Genomic DNA, 19252 nt, shown 5'->3' on the forward strand with positions numbered 1-19252 from the left:
TACTTTCGAATGACCTCTCCACTAAAGATCATGTTAAACTTTTCACAGATACTCAAGGAGGTTATAACAATGAAGCAATTAACTGACAAAGTAACTTTTCCCAATGGTGCCACGCTTAGTTCTCGTTTAGTCCAACCACCAATGTTAACTAACAGTGGTGATCATGGCTTTGTTACCCAAGACACCCTCGACTACTATGGCGCCCGGTCAAACTCGGCTGCAATGGTAATCGTCGAATACACCAGCGTTAGTGAAAATGGGGGTCCTTCCCGGAGTTGGGCAGACGATCGGGAACAATTGGCAATTTACGATGACAAGTTCATCCCCCAAATGACCAAGCTTGCGACCACCTTAAAGCAGGACGGTAATAAAGCCCTTCTCCAAATCGTTCACTCTGGGCGGGAAGCTAATTACCTGCCAAAGTTAGGCAAAAAGGTTTACGCTCCGAGTGCTATTGACTTTAGCTTCTTAGACTACCCCGTTTATGAACTAAGTGATGCCCAAATCCGTCAAATTATTAAGGACTTCGGGGCAGCCACGCTCCGGGCCATCAAATGTGGCTTTGATGGGGTTGAAATTCACGGCGCCAACCACTACTTGATCCAAGAATTTTTCTCCAAGTGGTCCAACAAGCGGACTGATCACTGGGGTGGTTCCTTAGCCAAGCGGATGAACTTCGCTAAGGAAGTGACTGCTGAAGTCATGCGGGTCGTTAAGGCAGAAGCACCAAAGGACTTTATCGTCGGTTACCGGATCTCACCGGAAGAAATTCATGATGAAATTGGCTACACCTGGCATGAATCAACTCAATTAATCCAAGCCTTAACCACTGAATTTGACCTGGATTACATCCATCTCTCCTTGCCAGCTTACAATGAAAAGCCAGCGGATTCCGACAAGACCTTTGCCGAACTCTTCCAACCCGTCTTGAACGGAAAAAAAGAAATTATCGTCGGTAATGTAATGAATGAAGCCGATGCCAAGGATGCTTTAAACTATACTGACTTAGTAGCGGTTGGCCGGGCTTCAATTATTGATCCTCTCTTTGCTCACAAGATCGTGACTGGTCACGGCGATGACATCATCACCAAGATTTCCCCAGAACAAGTCAAGCTTGCCAAGATGACGCCTGGGCTTATTAACCTCTTCTCCGACATGAAGATGGAACCACATCTACCAGGGAGAGAATCCATCGCTATTCTCCATAAGTCTGGTTCCCTGGACGCCAGTGTTATTCATAACGGGACAAAGTCGGACTTAAAGGATATTGAAGAAGGAAAACTGTAAAAGGCATCTTTTATTCAAACTGTCAGGATTTCACCTGGCAGTTTTTATTTTGCCCAAATCCTAAAAACGACACTGCACAGATCCACCAGATCTGTACGGTGTCGAATATGGCAAAATGCTAGATTTCGCTTTCACCCTTCAATTATTTTCCGGCAATGTCATGATTGACCATCGTAATGTAATCCTGAATTGGCTTGGTGACAGCTTGTTGACGCGTGACCCAGCCAATCGCAAAGCGGTCATCAATTAAGTTTCCAATTTGGCGAGACGGCAAGGTTTTAATTCCATCAAAAGAGGACCATTTAGCCTGCCAATCACGGGCCAGTCCGACACAGTTTAGGTCATGGACCGCCCGGTAGATCGCCCACCCATCATCAGTCTCTAAGATTTTTGGCAAAGGGCCACACAAGTACTGCAGGTGCGCAAAGATCCGATCATTATAAGGATCACTAAAAAGAGCAAATCTTTGGGACTTAAGGTCATCTAAGGTCAGTTTGCTTTTTGCGAGCAAGGGATTGTCTTTTCCCATCAATAGTTTTAGATGCCCCTGATGGACTGGCAGAAACTTGAGGCCATTAAGTTCATTCTGGTTAACCTGATTAATGGCTAGAAAGCCAAAATCGATCTGATGATCACGGATTGCTTGGATAATCCGCGGGGCTGGTTTTTGAACAATTGTCATCGTTAAACGATCATGATACTGGCGCCGAAGTTTGAAATAGTTATCAATAAAAGGTTTCAGTAAGGTATTCCCATAAGCAAAAGTCAACTGTTCGACCTGGTTATTCGGGGCGAGGCTTTGGGCAGCCAACTTGAGATCCGACCGGTTCGTTAACAAAGTCAGCATTTGCGGTAACAGTTCTTGCCCTTGGGGCGTTAGAAAAGAGCCCTTGGCAGTCCGGTCAAATAATTTTAAGCCTAATTCCCCTTCTAATTCAGTAACGGCATGGCTTAAAGCTGATTTACTTACGTGCAAAATCATCGCGGTTTTCTGAAGCGAATGTTGATTAGCAAGTTCAGTGACGTATAAGAGTTGTTCGAAGGTCATTGTATCTTTCCATCCTAATTTGTTATAGAGAACTTAGCTCAATCTCAATTGTAAGTAGCAAAACATTGATTGTAAACGGCATCATGAGCTTCATACTAAACCTATTTTACTAATCAAGGAGGTTGTGCGTATGCGCCAATGCCACTTTCTAGGTGACTACTTTGAAATTAAACGACAGCTAAAGCACAACCTTGTTGATTTGAAGTATCGGCATCATAAAAGAGTACCGAGAGCGACAAAAAGTTTTTCAGAACTTAGCCGACTAATTCGGGCGTTGCCAGTTACACCGATTCAAAGTAATCGTAGTTATTCAAATGTTTACTTAGCTGATCAGAATTCATGTCTCACCCCAGTCATCCATGGGAAAATTCACCAATAGAGCGTTGCTCAAGCCGCATAAATAATTTTTCTATCTGAACTGTATCCTTGACAGACAACAATGCTCACCTTTGCAATCATCTTCAGATAAATTTATACTTCAATTTTTAGTAATAAACTATACTATAATTATCGTAAATAATTTACTAATGGTGATCAAAATGAAGATAAAAATTAAAGATATTGCCAAAGCTGCGGGTTACTCTCCAGCCACGGTTTCACGGATTTTAAACGAAGATCCTACCTTGTCTGTCACATCTGAAACCAAGCAACACGTTTTACAAGTCGCCCATGAAATGGGGTATTGGCAAAATAAAGCTAACCCCAAGTTAGTGGCTCAAGTTGGCTTTTTAAATTGTATTAACTCTGAAGATCACTTAGCTGATAACTACTTTACTACCCTTAATCAAGCGATTTATGCTGCTTTTGCAGATACCGGGATCAGATTGATCTCCTTTGATAATCCGCGCGATTTAATGGACCACGCCCAAGAGCTTCAAGCCATTGTTGGGGTTGGGACTGATGGTTTATCAAATGTCGACCTGGCCATGCTTCACCGCGCTTTTCCAATCGGCGTTTACCTTGACAGTAATCCGGCACCCGAATACTTTGACTCAATTGAACCAAACTTAGCCTATACCATTCGTTCAGCCTACCAATTACTCCATCAGGCTGACAAACAAACAATCGCCTTTCTTGGTGGTGAAGGCCTGTTAGTTAATGGCAAGCTAGAACCAGATATCCGGGAAAAAACCTTCCGCCAATTAGTTGTTGACGATCAACTAATCATTGCCCAGGGACCCTTTAACGTTGAAAATGGCTATCGCTTAGGTAAGAAGTTTCTCCAACGGTTCCCCCATTACTTGCCGGATGCCATCATTGTTGCTTCTGATACCCTCAGTGTCGGGATCCTGCAAGCTTTTAACGAAGCCGGTATTCTTGTCCCCCGGGACATCGCCTTAATTAGCATTAATGATAGTGAAGTTGCCCAATACGTTTCTGCTCCCTTAACGACCTACCACATTGACCAACTTGCCATGGGTAAGCTCGCTTGCCAGCTTATCCAAACGGCCTTAACGGCTAACGAAGCTCGACCCCACATCCATGCCCTGGTCGATACCCAATTAGTAGTGCGGAAGAGTTTTATCCCTCCAAAAGAAAATAATAAATAAATTACGCAATTAATTTAATGAAATTTACTTAATTATAAAAAGCTTTACACTTGCTTGGTATCCTTCTATATTGAAAATGTAAGCGATTACAATGAACGATTGGAGGAATTAACCATGCAAGTTTCTGCTAAGCAAGCCCCAACTACCGCTCATCATGGTGGTCACTGGGTTTCAAAATTATCGTTTTGCTTTGGTAACCTTGGTCACTCGGCCTTTTATGGCGTAATGAGCACTTATTTTATTATTTTTGTTACGAGTGACATGTTTACCGGCGTTAACAAAGCTACCTCAACCAAATTAATTAGTCTAATCACCGGATTAATTGTTGGGGTCAGAATCTTAGAACTTTTAATTGACCCGATGTTAGGAAACATTATTGATAACACCAAGTCCAAATGGGGTAAGTTCAAGCCTTGGATTATTTGGGGAAATATTGTCAGTGCCATCCTACTAGTTATCCTCTTCACTGGAATCTTTGGCATCTTCAAATTAAATGCCACCCTCTTTGCAATTCTTTTTGTGATTATCTTTATTACCTTTGATGTTTTCTACTCCCTTTCCGATATTTCTTACTGGGGAATGGTTCCCGCTTTAAGTGAAGATTCTAAGGAACGGGGAGTTTACACTTCGCTTGGCGCTTTCGCCGGCACGATTGGCTGGAACGGTTTAACAATTGTCGTAGTACCAATCACCACCTACTTCACCTTCCTCGCAACTGGGAAGCACGAACAAGGCAGTCAAGGTTGGCTCGCCTTCGCAATCATCTTTTCCTTGTTGGCCCTCTTAAGTGCGATTGTTGTTGCCTTAGGGACGAAGGAAAATGATAATTCTATTCGGCAAGCTGCTCAAGACAAGACGACCTTACGGCAAGTTTTCTCAGCTATTTTTCACAATGATCAAATTCTTTGGCCAAGTTTAGCCTACCTGCTTTACTCCTTAGCCTACGTTATGACCAACGGAGTGCTTTACTACCTTTACAAGTACGTCCTTGGTAAACCTGGACAGTTCTGGATTGTTGGAGTCATTGCCACCATTATCGGTTTCTGCACCAGTCCTCTCTTCCCAATCCTAAATAAGTACATCCCCCGGAAGGTCCTCTTTTGTGCCGGCCAAGTTTCAATGTTTTTTGCCTACCTGATCTTCCTCTTCTTGCGGAATAACATCTTTATGTTGGACGTTGGATTAGTCCTCTTCAACATCAACTTTGCCCAATTAGTTACGGTTTTGACCTTAACCGATGCTATCGAATACGGACAATTAAAGAATGGGCAACGGAACGAAGCAGTTGTCCTTGCCGTCCGGCCAATGATTGACAAACTAACTGGGGCGATCTCCAACGGATTAGTTGGTTACATCGCCGTGGCCGCAAACATGACTGGCTCTGCCACGGCTGCCAGCATGACCGCCAAGGATATTCATACCTTCGATAGTTTGGCCTTCTACATCCCATTAGCCTTAGCCATTTGTTCAATCTTAGTTATGCTCTTCAAGGTTACCTTGACTGAAAAGAAGCACGATGAAGTTGTCAAAGAACTCGAAGAGCAAATTGCCGCAAAGGAGAATTAATATGTTCAAACGCAATCTACCAACCTTCTTATATGGTGGAGACTACAACCCCGACCAATGGCCTGCCGATACCTGGCACCACGATATTGAGGTTTTCAAACAAGCCGCCATTAACTCCGCTACCATCAACGTCTTTTCCTGGGCTGCACTAAATCCTGCTGAAGGAGTATATGACTTTAGCCAGCTTGACCAAATTGTCACTGAACTCAGTGCCGCCGAATTTAAGATCGTGATGGGGACTTCAACGGCTGCCATGCCCGCTTGGATGGTCAAAAAATATCCGGATATCGCTCGGGTCGACTACCAAGGACGGCGGCACAAGTTTGGTCAACGCCATAACTTCTGTCCAACTTCACCAACCTTTCGACGTTTAGCCAGTGATCTCGTTGATCACCTTGCTGCCCACTATGTTGGTAATCGCCACATCGTAGCTTGGCACATCAATAATGAATACGGGGGCACTTGTTACTGCGACCAATGCCAAGCTAGCTTTCGGAAATGGCTTAAAGATCGTTATGGCACTTTAGAAGCCTTGAATAAGGCTTGGAACAACACCGTTTGGAGTCACCAAATCTTTGACTGGAACGAAATCGTTGTGCCAAATGAGCTTGGGGATGCCTGGGGTCCTGAAGGAAGCAATACCATTGTCGCTGGCTTGTCACTAGACTACCTTCGTTTCCAATCGGAAATGATGTTGGACGAATACAAGATGGAAAAGACAATCATTGAAAAATACGATCACCAAACCCCAATCTTGACCAACTTCCACAGTACGCCAAACAAGTTGATTGACTACCAAGCTTGGGCAAAAGATCAAGATATTGTTTCCTATGATTCTTACCCAGCTTATGATATGCCAACTTCTCGGCCCGCCTTTTTATACGATTTGATGCGAAGCCTTAAGCACCTGCCATTTATGTTGATGGAATCAACGCCAAGTCAGGTCAACTGGCAACCATATAGCCCCCTCAAACGACCGGGACAAATGGCGGCAACGGAGCTCCAAGCAGTTGCCCACGGAGCGGACACCGTTCAGTTCTTTCAATTAAAACAAGCAGTCGGAGGCTCTGAAAAGTTCCATGGGGCTGTCATTAGCCACAGTGGGCGGACTGACACGCGAGCCTTCAAAGAAGTTCAAAAACTTGGCCAGACTCTCAAACAAATTGGGCCCACGGTACAGGGAAGTATGAACCATGCCAAAGTTGCTATGCTTTTTGATTGGAGTAACTACTGGGCCCTGGAATACGTTGCTGGCATCACCCAAGATCTCGACTACATGGCCTTGATGATGGATTATTACCAACAACTTTACGATCGAAACATTCCGGTTGATATTGTCGGCACCGATGATGATCTTAGCCAATATTCCCTGGTTATCGCACCATACCTCTACCTATTAAAACCAGGAGTAGCCGCCCGGCTGAAGCAATATGTTAAAGCTGGCGGTCACTTCTTGACAACGATGATGGCAGGGATGGTCGATGAAAACGACAACGTTTACCTCGGTGGCTACCCTGGTCCATTGAAGGACCTGCTAGGGATTTGGGTTGAAGAAAGTGACGCTTTCCCGCCACACCAAGGCGTTAAGGTTGATCTTGCTGGTCAAAACCTCAATGGATCCCTCTTAGCTGACATCATTCATCCCCAAGGAGCCCAGGTCATTGGTCAATACGCTAGTGAATTCTACGCTGGTACTCCAGCAATTACTAAGAATCAATTCGGTAAAGGCTTGGCTTGGTACGTCGGTACTCGCCTTGATTCAAGAAGTCTCAGTACTGTCATGGATCAAGTCTTACTGGAAGCCCAGATTCATGGATTAACTACTAAACCAACCAAGGTTGAAGTTACCCAGCGGATTACAGCAGACGGTGAAAAATTAACCTTCATCTTAAACCTCTCAAATGAAGTCCAAGCCTTACCGGTTGAATTCACCAAGGGCTACTATGACTTGATCACCAAGCAAACGCCAACAGTAGAAATGCAACCATGGGAAGTTGCTGTTCTAACCTCCAAATAAATACCGTAAATTAGAATGCAAATACCAATTAAGGACAGTAAACCTCCCATTAATAACAGGAGCTATCACCCCAAATCTATAGGTGACAGCTCCTGTTTAGTTTTTTTCGTTATTTATCAACTAGAGAGTCGTGATTTTAAATTGATAATTTTGGCAAGTAAGGTTGCAACAGAATGCCAAAAAATAAGACGCATATTTGCGATTTTGATGGTGGCCTCGTTACTTGAAGGTTCATAGTAGGTTGTGGAGCACGAGCTAAAAACGCAAGCAATTCAAAAAGGCCAATTAATATTCAATCTGTTACCGTAATTTTTAATGCCATTTGGGATGATGAAGCTTAATAACCAGCCACTTTCCCACATCGAAAATAACCAGTTTATTAACTTCTTACACCGGCTACTACGAAGTTTTTTCTATCCACTTTTGCCTTTAACTTCCGCAAATTAATTTTATTAAATATCAGTGGTACTAAACTAGCTTAACTTCAAAACGATACTTAATTAATTTAAACTAAGAACGTAGATAATCACGACATTTTAGTTAGGTAGCCTGGTAAACTTAAACATTAGAGAAAAATTAGAATAAACTTAACTAATCCTTATTGAGCGCGTATGATAGCCCCATACTTGAATTTCACCGAAGGGGGTTAGTTACATGCAAGCAACAATTCGACAACCAAAGTTAGTGATGACCATGGAACCGATGAGTGAACGGCGCATTGCCATTAATATCATTAAGGGTTCGCTTGGAAACATGATTGAATGGTTTGACTGGTACGTTTACGCGGCCTTTGCCATTTACTTCTCGGCCGCCTTTTTCCCGGCTGGTGACCAGACCGCACAATTACTTTCAACCGCTGGTGTCTTTGCAATTGGTTTCTTAATGCGGCCCCTTGGATCATTTATCATGGGGCGCTTAGCGGATCGGCATGGCCGGCGAACAGCCCTCACCGTTTCGGTCATGATCATGGCGTTCGGCTCCTTAGTGATTGCCCTAGTTCCCACCTATGCGCAAATTGGCATCTGGTCACCAATTATCTTGGTGGTTACCCGGCTCGTCCAAGGATTATCCTTGGGTGGTGAATACGGAACTTCAGCCGCTTACATGGCGGAAATGGCAGTTCAAGGCAAACGGGGCTTTTATTCTTCTTTCCAATATGTCACCTTAATTGCCGGTCAACTTTTTGCTTTACTCGTCCAAATTGGGCTCCAACACAACCTAACTGATGCCCAAATTACCGCCTTTGGGTGGCGGATTCCCTTCGCTATTGGAGCCGTCGGGGCTCTAGTGGTCCTTTGGCTCCGGTTAACGATGGATGAATCCACCCAATTTAAGGCCAACCGCCAAAATAAACGTGCCGGGACTTTCCGCTTACTGATGCATTATCCTAAACAAGTTTTCATCGTGGTTTGTTTAACCCTCGGCGGAACAATTTCCTTTTATACCTACACCACTTATTTACAACAATATATGATTAACACGGTGGGCTTACCGAAAAACGTGGTTACCTTCATCAACTTTGGCGCGCTCCTGATTATGATTTGTCTCCAACCACTCTTTGGGGGCCTCTCGGATAAGATTGGTCGCCGACCACTCCTAATCTTCTTCGGAGTTGGCGGAACCGTCGCTACCGTTCCACTATTTACGGTCTTATCTAAGGTTACCAACGCCTGGGCCGCCTTTACTTTAATGACGCTAGGGGTGGTAATTGTCTCCGGCTATACCTCAATCAATGCCATCGTCAAGGCCGAACTCTTTCCGAGTGAAATCCGCGCTTTGGGAGTGGGCTTACCATATGGCTTAACCGTCGCCATTTTTGGGGGAACCGTAAGCTATGTTGCTTTAGGGCTCCGCTCCATCGGCCACGAAGCCGCCTTCTACTGGTACGTTTCCGCTGCCGCGTTTATTTCTTTACTCTGCTACATTTTCCTTTTACGGAAGTATTCTTCAACTCTCGATGAAGATCTTCACAAGTAACTTAAAGCGACTGAGGTTGGGAAAAAAGCTCCTTGACGGCCTGGTTGGGATAAGAAGAACGAAGGTTGATTCATTAGAATCGGCCTTTCGTTCGCACTTATCCACTAAGGCCGTGCTTTTTGACCTTAGTTACTGAGTAACATTCGGAGATGCAAAAGAGGCCGCTCGCTCCTACTTATAAATACTTACTGCCTTCCCGGATCGACAATTGACTCAAACCGGCTTGCTGATTCTCAATAAATGCTTGGACCCAGGCCGGATTGGTTTTGGAATAATCTCGCAGCGCCCAACCAATCGCTTTGTTGATAAAGAATTCATCACTCCCGAGGTTATTCTCCAGAATGGTTGCTAAAAGATCCGTTTTCGTTTTGGTTTTCCGTAATAATTGATATTCAATTGCCACCCGTCGAAGCCAAAAATCGGCAGCCGTCGACCAAGTTAGCATTAAGTTGTCCACCCGGTCATCTTGAAGGCCAACTTTCCCGTAGACCTTCACCAAAGTATCGATGGTGTCCCACCATTGTTTAGTTGTCACGAATTTTTTCATTTGCGGGAGGTCTTCATAGGTTAAAAAGCGGGCCATCCCCACCAAATAATCAGCCACAAAGTACTGCATTTCCCGGTGGGGATCATCCCAAATTTGGCCTAAACTTTGCCAGTTAATTACTTTTGCCTGCTTGGCTTGCCTAATTAATTCTTTTTCCGCGGCTTTTCGCGGTTGGGCCTTAATGCCATAAAATTTAAATTGATTCCGCATATATTTAGCCATCGGGACCGCGTGATCAGGATTCGCCAGGGCTTCAAACTTAGCTTTGATTTCTAGGTACATGGATTTTCCTCGTTAGTAAAATTTCTTTCAGCATACTAAAAAGCTGGTTAATTGGCAATCCAACTAACCAGCTTTGCTATCCATCACGTCATCACTTGGGGGTGAGTTTTTCTAAGACGCAGCCAAGATTTACCAATTCAACCTTGCTTGGTGACCTTGATTATAATTTAATCCCCTTGGCAGTGGCGCCATCCGGTTTGCTCTTGGGGGTTCACCAACGCTAAACCAGTTGGCTAGTCCGCCTAACAAGCCTAAAACTCCGGAACTGCCAAACGATTATAGTAAACCAGGTGTTGCTCGCGGTTCTGGGGATCAATCACGATTTTAGTTACGCTACAATTAGCGGGTTCGAGAATTTCTAACCCTTGGCAACCGACAACATTAGCCGCAAAGGAACGCACCGTAAAGCCGTGGGCAACAATTAAAAGTTGGGCCGTTGGAAATTCACTAACCACGTCATTGGTAAACGCTGCTACCCGCCTTTGGACGGCTGTAAAGCTTTCACCGTGGGCAACTTGAGCGTATGATGGCCGGACATCGTGGATGCGGTGATAAAAGTGCTCGGGATACTTGGCTTCCAACTCCTGGTTTAGCTGACCGTCCCAGTCGCCATAAGAAATTTCTTTTAAGCGATCATCAATTTTAATTGGTAATTGGGCAGCTTGATTCAAGATTGCGGCCGTTTCCCGAGCCCGGGTTAGGGGGGAGACAAACAGCTGCTTGGTTTGGCTAAGCTCAAGTTTTTCGGCGAGAATTTGCGCCTGTTGCTTCCCGACGGGTGATAAATAGGTTGCGGGAGTATTGATCGTCCCCTGCTTGATACCTTTGACATTTAAGCTAGTTTGCCCGTGGCGGACAATTAAAAGTTCAGTCATTTGTTTCCTCCTCTTGGTTGGTGAATTAAACGAACCCGACTAACGGCTGGAATTTGGGCAAGTTCTTGAATTAAAGCGGCTTGTTGATCCGGATTAGCAAAATCGCTGACATCGACAATCGTATAGGCAAAGTCAGCTTTCGCTCGGTTAGCTAGGTTTTCAATGTTAATTTGATGTTGGGCAATTAAACTTGAGATCTGCCCTAACATGTTTGGGATATTCCGATGAATTAAAGTAATCCGCTCTGGGCTGGCGAAGGGGGTTTGGAGGGCTGGTAAATTAACACTGTTGATCAGGTTCCCCGTTGTTAAGTAGGTCATCACCGCTTTGGCGGCCATCCGGGCGCAATTAGCTTCGGCTTCAACCGTCGATCCGCCTAAGTGAGGTAAGATCGTGACTCGAGGATGGCCGTGAATTAAAGCGTCACTAAAATCAGTCGAATACCAGCGTAGTCGCTTGGTGTTTAAAGCGTCAATCACTGCTTGGTTGTCCACAATCCCGTGACGCGCAAAATTTAACAGGACGGCGGTCGGCTTAAATTGGCTGATCAACTCCTGATCAATCATCCCCGTTGTCTCCTCATTTTTGGGAACATGGACGGTAATGAAATCAGCTTGGTCAACCACTGCGGCTAAACTTGGGGCCCGGTGGATTTCCCGCGACAATTGCCAAGCCGCATCGGCCGAAAGATAAGGGTCATAACCAATAACTTCCATTCCTAAATTAACGGCGGCATTGGCAACCAATGACCCAACATGCCCCAGGCCAATCACCGCTAACCGTTTCCCAAGTAATTCTTGCCCGTTAAATTGGCTTTTGGCAGCTTCTAAAGTAATATCGGCGCCCGGTTGAACCTGGTTAGTCCAATTGGCGGCGGCGATAACTTGGCGGTTTGCTAAGATCATCATTGCTAAAACTAACTCCTTAACGGCGTTAGCATTACCACCGGGGGTATTAAAAACGGCAATCCCCTGTTCACTTGCCCGTTCAAGTGGGATATTATTATAGCCTGCACCACAACGGCCAATCGCCTTGAGAGACCGTGGAAAATCATGCTCATGCAGATCAACTGAGCGAATCAGATAGGCATCGGGCTGGGCATCTTTTTGGTTAATTTGGTATTCCGCCGTAAAGGTCGCTAAGCCAACTGGTGAGATGGCGTTAAAAGTTTTAATTTGATACATATTACTTTTCCTCCGCATGATCCTTCGCAAATTGCAACATGAAGTCCCGCAGGGCAACGGCTCCTGCCAATGGCATAGCGTTATAGAGGCTGGCCCGCATTCCTCCGGTCAAACGATGACCCTTTAAATTTTTGAGGCCGGCTTGCTCAGCAGTAGTGATAAAGGTTTGATCTAGCGCTGAGTTCCCAGTGGTAAACGGAATATTCGTAAGCGAACCATCGGCTGGCCGAACCGGATTGTGATAAAAATTAGTTTGATCAATTGCCTCATAGATTAACTGGGCTTTTTGCCGATTAATGGCTTCCATCGCGCTCACGCCCCCTTGGCTTACTAACCATTCCAAGACTAGCTTTGCGACGTAGATTTGGAAAACTGGTGGTGTATTGAGAGTCGAATCCTTAGCGGCTAATTTTCGATAACTCAACATTGCTGGTAAAGCAGTTGGCATTTGGGATAGTAAGGACTTTTTAACGACCACTACGGTTAAGCCGGCTGGAGCAAGGTTTTTTTGCGCTCCCGCGTAGATTAAATCAAAGTGATCAAAGGGATAATCTTGGGCTAAAAAATTGGAAGAGAGGTCACCAACTAACGGTAAATTAGCCGCAGGAAGTTGCTTAAGACTGGTTCCGTAAATCGTATTGTTGGTCGTTAAGTGCAGATAGTCATATTGGGCTGGGCCGGTAAACTCAACGGTGGGAAAATGATTAAATTGGGGTGCACTGGTAGCAATTTCTTCAACTGCTAAGTCCGGGATTAACTTAGCTTCAGCCATTGCCCGTTCGGCCCAGTGACCTGAATTGACGAAGGCTACCCGGTGAAATTTATTGGCCAGGTTTAAGGGCACCATCGTAAATTGGAGGGTGGCCCCACCTTGTAAGAAGAGCACCTCATATTCCCTTTCCGTTAAGTTCATTAATTGGAGTAATAGTTGTTTGGCCTGGGCAAGCAAAGTGGTAAACTGCGCAGAGCGATGCGAAATCTCTAAAATACTTAACCCGGTCCCCTGATAATTGGTTAGCTCAGCTTGCACTTGCGCTAAAACTTGGTCCGGTAAAGTTGCCGGCCCCGCTGCAAAGTTATAAATCGTCATCATAAATTACTCCTTTCGTCGTGTTAGAAAAAGAAAAAGCCCCCACCGCAGTGAGGACTTTTTTTTTTGCCCCCACTTTGCTTGGAGGCCAACTCAAATGACAGCCTCCAGCTAAGCTGAAGACCGGGAAGATTGATTAAATTGTCGTTGTTGATTAGCCATCATCATTCTTCCTTTCTTTGAGTCATCTGTGAAATTCGTTAACCAAATTTTAATTTATCTGTTGAGAATTGTCAATTATTTATTTGACTTAATTTTATTTAACCATTAACTTACGTTTAATCAGTATTTATCACAATAATCTCATATTCTAAGCATTTTTTCTTCAAAATTTATTGTAAGCGCTTTATTTATCTGCTATATTTTAGTAGTTGATAACTGCTAAGTTCATATTTTGGAGGTTCCTTATGACGAACGTAAAATCACGAACCATCTTACTCTATGGCTCAGCCTTAGTTGGTCTAGCGCTCTTCGCTAATCCAGCCAAGGCAGATACGCAACCGATTGCGTCAACAGCCACTAACCAGCCAACTACAGTTACCACTTCAACGGTAACTACTGCTAGTGCTCAGTCAACTGATCCCGTGACTGTAGTTACCAATCATGATCAAGCAGCTAAGCCAAGTGAAACTACTGATTGGGCCAACCCAGCGGATTATCAAGGTAAAGTCCCCATCCAAATTTTGGGAATTAATGATTTCCATGGGGGCTTAGAACTTGGAGGAAAAGCGCAAATTGATGGTAAAACTTATCAAAATACTGGGACAGCAGCGCGACTAGCAGCCTACCTAAATGCGGCTGAAAATGACTTTAAACAGGCCAACCCAACTGGGACCACGATTCGGGTTGAGGCTGGTGATATTGTCGGAGCCTCACCAGCTAACTCAGCGCTGTTGCAAGATGAATCCACCATGCACGCCCTCTCAGCAATGGGAATAGCGATTGGAACACTTGGTAACCATGAGTTTGATGAAGGGCTACCAGAGTTTTTACGAATTGTTAATGGTCAAGCGCCAACCAAGGAATACAACGAAGCCGAAATGGCTTATCCTCACACCCCAAGTGGGATTTCCATTATTACGGCTAACGTGGTCGATAAAACGACCGGTGAAGTTCCTTTTGGGCTTCAACCATACTTAATTAAGGAAATTCATACGAGTGATAATCAAGTCGTAAAGGTTGGTTTTATTGGAATTGAAACCACTTCCCTTCCGATCCTCACTCTGTACGATAACTATAAAGATTATGATATTTTAGATGAAGCGGAAACGATTGTAAAATATGCAAAAATTCTCCGCAACCAAGGAGTTAACGCGATTGTAGTCTTAGCTCACACCGCCGTAGCATCTTCTAATGGTGAAACTAAGGGGGATGCGGTTGATATTTTACAAAAGGTAAACCAACTCGATCCAAATAACTCGGTCGACGTTTATTTAGCTGCTCATTCTCATCAATACGCTAATGCTACCGTTGGGCAAACGCACTTAGTTCAGGCTATTTACACTGGGAAAGCTTACGACGACATCATTGGTTATCTTGATCCGGCCACAAACGATTTTATCTCCGACAGTTTGGTTGCCCACGTTTACCCGGTACTTTCCGAAACTGATGATCCAACGACTAAAGCTGATCCAAAAGTTCAAGCAATTGTCGAAGATGCCAACTCCCGGGTGGCCACCATTATCAACAAAAAGATTGGGGAAGCCGCCACTAACCAAACTATCACTGGTCGTTTAAACAATTCCAAGACAATGGAAAACGGGGCTGGTGAGATTGTAGTTGATGGTCAATTATACGAAGCCAAGAAAGCCGGCCTTCCTGCTGACTTTGCCATGACCAATACTGGTGGGGTTCGGGCTGATATCGTGGTTAACCCAGATAAGTCGATTACCTGGGGAGCAGCCCAAGCCGTCCAACCCTTTGGTAACATTCTCCGAGTCGTTAAAATGACCGGGGCGCAAATTCGTCAGGCCTTAAACCAACAATACGATGAGAATCAAAAATTCTATCTTCAAATTGCCGGCTTAAAGTACACCTACACTGATCAAGACGATACTAACCAACCATACCGGGTAGTTAAGATGTACAAAGCAGATGGTACGCCGATTAACGATGACCAATCTTATAACGTGGTCATTAACGATTTCTTAGCTGGCGGCGGGGATGGTTTCTCAGCTTTTAAGGATACGGAATTAGTTGGGATCGTTGGTCAAGACACAGAAGCTTTCATCGACTACATTACTTCAATGACGAAAGCCGGAACTCCAATCAAGACACCGGCATTAGACCGAAAAGTTTACCTCACTAATGCCCAAGTGGCTGAACAGGCAGAAACAGACCCTTCCACTCAAGGAAATATCACTGACCAAACACAAACAACACCTGAACAACAAGAAATTATTGCTGAAAATACAGAAGTCGGTACCAAGTCACACCTTGAGCAAGCCAAGACGACTAGTCAAGTAACGATTGCTTCTAGCGTGGCTCGGACTAACAACCAAAAGGAAAGCGAGCAAAAGCAACTTCCACAAACAGGTAACCAAAGCAATCGCGGAATCCTCGCTCTCGTTGGTGTAAGCTTACTTTCAATGCTGGGATTAAGTATTAAACGGCAAGTAGGTTAATTAAGTTTAATCATTAAGCGGCTAGCCAGATCGGTTAGGCGCTTTTTTACTGTTTTCCCCGACTCTTGATCAAAATTCTTACCTTAAACCTAAATCCATTTCCGGTAAATTTACCTCCCAATAACTTCTGCTTATAATATAGATATCATTAAGGTTTAAAGAAGGGAGTTCGCAATGCAAAAGTTACCAACCAAAATTGAAGTCCGGGGAGCAAAAGTCCACAACTTAAAAAACGTTGATCTTGATATTCCCCTCCATCAATTTGTGGCAATCACCGGATTGTCAGGTTCTGGGAAAAGTTCACTGGCAATGGGAATCTTATACGAAGAGGGTTCGCGTCGGTACCTTGAAGCCCTATCAACATACACCCGCCGGCGAATTAAGTTAGGGGCTCAAGCAGACGTTACTAGCGTAAAGCATATTCCCGCTGCGCTCGCGCTAAAACAACGGCCCCAAATCCCCTCTGAACGGGCAACGGTGGGGACCATGAGTGAAATTTTCAATATGATCCGCTTGATCTTTTCGCGCTTAGGAACCCCTGTCTGTCCAAACGGGCACCGGATCAAGCCAAGTCTAGAAATTGCCCACGCAATGAGTCAAAGTGGCGCGGCCATGGGCCAAATTACCTGTCCGGAATGTGGCACTAAATTTATGGCGTTTTCTGCCGAAGATTTTGCCTTTAATGCCGATGGAGCTTGCCCAAATTGCCACGGAACGGGGAAAGTTCGGGATTTGGATGAAAGTAAATTAATTTTAGATGAAAACCTAACCTTGGCCGAAGGGGCGGTGGCTTCTTGGCACCTCCCGGGGCGAAACTTTATGCCGACAGTCGCCGAAGCGGCTGGCGTTCGGATTAACGTCCCCTACCGCGAATTAACGTCCAAGGAAAAAGATTTTGTCTTAAATGGACCGGAAAAGAAGTATCAACTTGATTTTCGCTCTAGTACCGGGCGGGTTTTCCACGATTTCAACGCTTTGTACGAAAATGCCCACCAAGCGGTTTTGGCTTCCGCTAAGTCCAGTAAAAGTGAACGGGCCCAAAAGCGGATTAGCGAATTCTTCCACTATTCCACCTGTCCAGTTTGTCATGGGACCCGTCTGCGCCCCGAATTACTCACCCAACTGGCTGGGGGCTTGAACATTGCGGAAGTTAGTGACCTCACCTTAGGCGCCCTCCCCCAGTGGCAAAAGCAAGTTTTAGCTAGTTTACCGGCCAATATGGTGACCCTAGCAAATAACCTCTTCAAAGAATTTAACGATGACTTACGGCCACTATTAGAGTTAGGACTCGACTACCTTACCTTGTCGCGCAATGGGAATACCCTCTCTACTGGGGAACTTCAACGGATCCAATTAGCGCGGACACTGCGGACAGCGACGACCGGAGTGCTTTACATTTTGGATGAACCTTCGATTGGTCTTCATCCGGATAACATAACGGGACTGCTCAGTGTCTTTCACGAATTAGTAGCCCAAGGAAACTCCCTGGTGGTCGTTGATCACAATGTTGATATCATTAAGGCCGCTGACTGGATTATTGAAATTGGCCCGGGATCGGGGGAAGCGGGCGGCCAGGTAATTGCCCAAGGAACCCCTCAAACCATCATCGGCCAAGCCAATTCCCGCATTGCGCCCTACCTCAATGGCCAAGCCAAGCTCCTGGCCCGGTCAACGACTCGCCAACCAGCTGACAAGACGATCGACTTCACCGTTCAAAATTACTATAACCTTAAAGCCGTTCACGCCCACCTCCCAGTCAATCAACTAACGGCAGTGACTGGCTTCTCGGGGGCCGGTAAAACTAGTTTGATCTTGGATAATCTGGTCGCTGGGATTCAAGCCCAAGGTCACCACCAAGCTTTACCTGCCAGTTTAACGCACTTGCAATCGCCCTTAAAACACGTCGTGAGTGTTGATGCGGCCCCAATTGGAAAGACGCTTCGCTCAACCGTGGCCACTTATACTAGCATCATGGATAATCTGCGGAAATTATTTGCTAAGCAAGCTTTAGCAAAAGAAAAGCACTATACGGCCAGTTACTTTTCTTACAATAATAAACAAGGCGCGTGTCCGACCTGTGGCGGGGCGGGGATGGTCACTTTAGATATCCAATTCTTACCGGATATGCAACAAGTTTGCCCAACCTGCCACGGTGATCGGTATAACCAAGCCATCCAAGCCGTTAAATGGCATGGTTATTCAATTGTTGACCTCCTAAAGCTAGACGTTAAAGCAGCCTTAGCCGTCTTTAAAGCCGTTCCTCAGATTGAAGCAGAATTAACCCTGCTCCAAGAAGTCGGCATGGATTATCTTCACCTAGGTGAAAGCACCCCAAGCCTTTCGGGTGGGGAAGCTCAACGGTTAAAACTGGTTAAGCACCTTAATCATAATCAAGCCACGACCCTCTTTGTCTTTGATGAACCAACGATCGGCCTGCACCCCGAAGACGTTAAAACCTTAGTCCATGTGATGCAAGAACTCTTGGACCGGGGAGCAACAATGATCACCATTACCCACGACCTAAATTTGATTGCTAACGCCGACTACCTACTCGACCTCGGGCCCCGTGGTGGAAGTAAGGGTGGTAAGATCGTTGCCTCCGGCCGTCCAAGCGAGCTAATTCAACAGCCAACAACTTTAACGACTAAGTACCTTGCGGAATACTGGGCGCGGTACGGAAATGAATAAAACCATTCACGGCAGGTAACCACGGTAATTCTGGCTCCAAAAGGTGATCTCCAAGCCACGATTAGTGATCCACCCAGCAAAAGTTAATGGCCCAAGCCTTAGTTTGGTGGGTGAAAACGATAAAGTAAAAAGGTCGCCCTTATCCTCTTGACTAAAATCTCTGGGGAGTCGACTTAAGTAACCTGCCCTTTCTTGGCCAGCAAGCGTGGTTTTAGAAATCGCGGACTTAGTTACGACCACCCCATCTTTTGCCGCTAAGTAGTCAACAAAAGATACTCCACGGGAGACAAAGCCATAAGTTACCGAGGACCAAGAAAAGCAATCTTCTTTCCAGCTAAGGGCGAAGTTGGATCAAATTGAAGGTTTACCGGACTAAACTGCGCCCGGTTTCCCGCTTTATAAGCCTGAGTATTTTCAATTTTACCGAGTACATTTTGTAATACTTCTCCTGAAACTGTTTCTTCTTGCATTTAAAAAAACGCTTTGTTTGTATTTAAGGTTAAATTAACACAAAAAG

General features: G+C 45.1%; 12 protein-coding genes and 1 pseudogene. 7 read left to right on the plus strand and 6 right to left on the minus strand.

The window, feature by feature from the left end:
• The first annotated feature begins 69 nt into the window (after positions 1-69).
• The gene (locus tag GTO83_RS07690) at positions 70-1287 is read left to right on the plus strand and encodes an NADH-dependent oxidoreductase (RefSeq protein WP_180870179.1); all 1218 of its coding nucleotides are present in this window, start codon (positions 70-72) and stop codon (positions 1285-1287) included.
• Between the two features lie 142 nt (positions 1288-1429).
• On the opposite strand, the gene GTO83_RS07695 is transcribed toward GTO83_RS07690, so the two are convergent.
• The gene (locus GTO83_RS07695; RefSeq protein ID WP_180870181.1) at positions 1430-2335 is read right to left on the minus strand and encodes a LysR family transcriptional regulator; all 906 of its coding nucleotides are present in this window, start codon (positions 2333-2335) and stop codon (positions 1430-1432) included.
• Between the two features lie 539 nt (positions 2336-2874).
• Between GTO83_RS07695 and GTO83_RS07700 the strand changes: the two genes are divergently transcribed.
• The 4 genes and pseudogenes from GTO83_RS07700 to GTO83_RS07715 all read left to right on the plus strand — a co-directional run bounded on the left by GTO83_RS07700 (position 2875) and on the right by GTO83_RS07715 (position 9445).
• On the plus strand, positions 2875-3885 hold the full coding sequence (locus GTO83_RS07700) for a LacI family DNA-binding transcriptional regulator (RefSeq protein WP_180870183.1): 1011 nt from the start codon (positions 2875-2877) through the stop codon (positions 3883-3885).
• A gap of 114 nt (positions 3886-3999) precedes the next feature.
• Positions 4000-5445: pseudogene (locus GTO83_RS07705) on the plus strand (glycoside-pentoside-hexuronide (GPH):cation symporter); the annotation flags it as partial.
• A 7-nt stretch (positions 5446-5452) separates the two neighbouring features.
• On the plus strand, positions 5453-7468 hold the full coding sequence (locus tag GTO83_RS07710) for a beta-galactosidase (protein ID WP_180870187.1): 2016 nt from the start codon (positions 5453-5455) through the stop codon (positions 7466-7468).
• A gap of 693 nt (positions 7469-8161) precedes the next feature.
• Positions 8162-9445, plus strand: a complete 1284-nt coding sequence (locus tag GTO83_RS07715; RefSeq protein ID WP_180872162.1) for an MFS transporter — start codon at positions 8162-8164, stop codon at positions 9443-9445.
• A gap of 175 nt (positions 9446-9620) precedes the next feature.
• Here GTO83_RS07715 and GTO83_RS07720 read toward each other — a convergent pair whose 3' ends face one another.
• The 4 genes from GTO83_RS07720 to serC all read right to left on the minus strand — a co-directional run bounded on the left by GTO83_RS07720 (position 9621) and on the right by serC (position 13423).
• A complete protein-coding gene (locus GTO83_RS07720) occupies positions 9621-10274 on the minus strand; it encodes a DNA alkylation repair protein (protein ID WP_180870188.1) in 654 nt (217 codons plus the stop codon).
• A 251-nt stretch (positions 10275-10525) separates the two neighbouring features.
• Positions 10526-11149: a histidine phosphatase family protein gene (locus GTO83_RS07725; protein WP_180870190.1), complete on the minus strand. Its 624-nt coding sequence runs from the start codon at positions 11147-11149 to the stop codon at positions 10526-10528.
• Positions 11146-12333 (minus strand): phosphoglycerate dehydrogenase, encoded by a 1188-nt coding sequence (locus GTO83_RS07730; protein ID WP_180870192.1) that lies wholly within the window; start codon positions 12331-12333, stop codon positions 11146-11148. Before GTO83_RS07730 ends, GTO83_RS07725 begins: the two co-directional genes overlap by 4 nt.
• A 1-nt stretch (position 12334) precedes the next feature.
• Positions 12335-13423, minus strand: a complete 1089-nt coding sequence (serC, locus tag GTO83_RS07735; RefSeq protein WP_180872163.1) for a 3-phosphoserine/phosphohydroxythreonine transaminase — start codon at positions 13421-13423, stop codon at positions 12335-12337.
• 407 nt (positions 13424-13830) lie between these two features.
• On the opposite strand from serC, the gene GTO83_RS07740 reads away from it, so the two are divergent.
• Together GTO83_RS07740 and GTO83_RS07745 are read left to right on the plus strand one after the other, a co-directional pair.
• Positions 13831-16047 carry a 5'-nucleotidase C-terminal domain-containing protein gene (locus GTO83_RS07740; RefSeq protein ID WP_180870194.1) on the plus strand — a complete coding sequence of 739 codons (2217 nt, stop codon included), beginning with the start codon at positions 13831-13833 and terminating at the stop codon, positions 16045-16047.
• A 174-nt stretch (positions 16048-16221) separates the two neighbouring features.
• On the plus strand, positions 16222-18735 hold the full coding sequence (locus tag GTO83_RS07745; protein ID WP_180870196.1) for an excinuclease ABC subunit UvrA: 2514 nt from the start codon (positions 16222-16224) through the stop codon (positions 18733-18735).
• A 299-nt stretch (positions 18736-19034) separates the two neighbouring features.
• On the opposite strand, the gene GTO83_RS07750 is transcribed toward GTO83_RS07745, so the two are convergent.
• Positions 19035-19205, minus strand: coding sequence for a hypothetical protein (locus tag GTO83_RS07750; protein WP_180870197.1), 171 nt, complete (start codon positions 19203-19205; stop codon positions 19035-19037).
• Between the last annotated feature and the right edge of the window lie 47 nt (positions 19206-19252).

Source organism: Lactobacillus sp. 3B(2020), assembly GCF_013487845.1.
Lineage (GTDB): Bacteria > Bacillota > Bacilli > Lactobacillales > Lactobacillaceae > Limosilactobacillus > Limosilactobacillus alvi.

Excerpts from the sequence above, each read along its gene's own strand:
- GTO83_RS07730 (WP_180870192.1), bottom strand. The coding sequence starts at position 12,333 with ATGTATCAAATTAAAACTTTTAACGCCATCTCACCAGTTGGCTTAGCG.
- GTO83_RS07745 (WP_180870196.1), top strand. The coding sequence starts at position 16,222 with ATGCAAAAGTTACCAACCAAAATTGAAGTCCGGGGAGCAAAAGTCCAC.
- GTO83_RS07725 (WP_180870190.1), bottom strand. The coding sequence starts at position 11,149 with ATGACTGAACTTTTAATTGTCCGCCACGGGCAAACTAGCTTAAATGTC.
- GTO83_RS07710 (WP_180870187.1), top strand. The coding sequence starts at position 5,453 with ATGTTCAAACGCAATCTACCAACCTTCTTATATGGTGGAGACTACAAC.
- GTO83_RS07740 (WP_180870194.1), top strand. The coding sequence starts at position 13,831 with ATGACGAACGTAAAATCACGAACCATCTTACTCTATGGCTCAGCCTTA.
- GTO83_RS07695 (WP_180870181.1), bottom strand. The coding sequence starts at position 2,335 with ATGACCTTCGAACAACTCTTATACGTCACTGAACTTGCTAATCAACAT.
- GTO83_RS07690 (WP_180870179.1), top strand. The coding sequence starts at position 70 with ATGAAGCAATTAACTGACAAAGTAACTTTTCCCAATGGTGCCACGCTT.
- GTO83_RS07715 (WP_180872162.1), top strand. The coding sequence starts at position 8,162 with ATGGAACCGATGAGTGAACGGCGCATTGCCATTAATATCATTAAGGGT.
- GTO83_RS07720 (WP_180870188.1), bottom strand. The coding sequence starts at position 10,274 with ATGTACCTAGAAATCAAAGCTAAGTTTGAAGCCCTGGCGAATCCTGAT.
- GTO83_RS07700 (WP_180870183.1), top strand. The coding sequence starts at position 2,875 with ATGAAGATAAAAATTAAAGATATTGCCAAAGCTGCGGGTTACTCTCCA.
- serC (WP_180872163.1), bottom strand. The coding sequence starts at position 13,423 with ATGACGATTTATAACTTTGCAGCGGGGCCGGCAACTTTACCGGACCAA.
- GTO83_RS07750 (WP_180870197.1), bottom strand. The coding sequence starts at position 19,205 with ATGCAAGAAGAAACAGTTTCAGGAGAAGTATTACAAAATGTACTCGGT.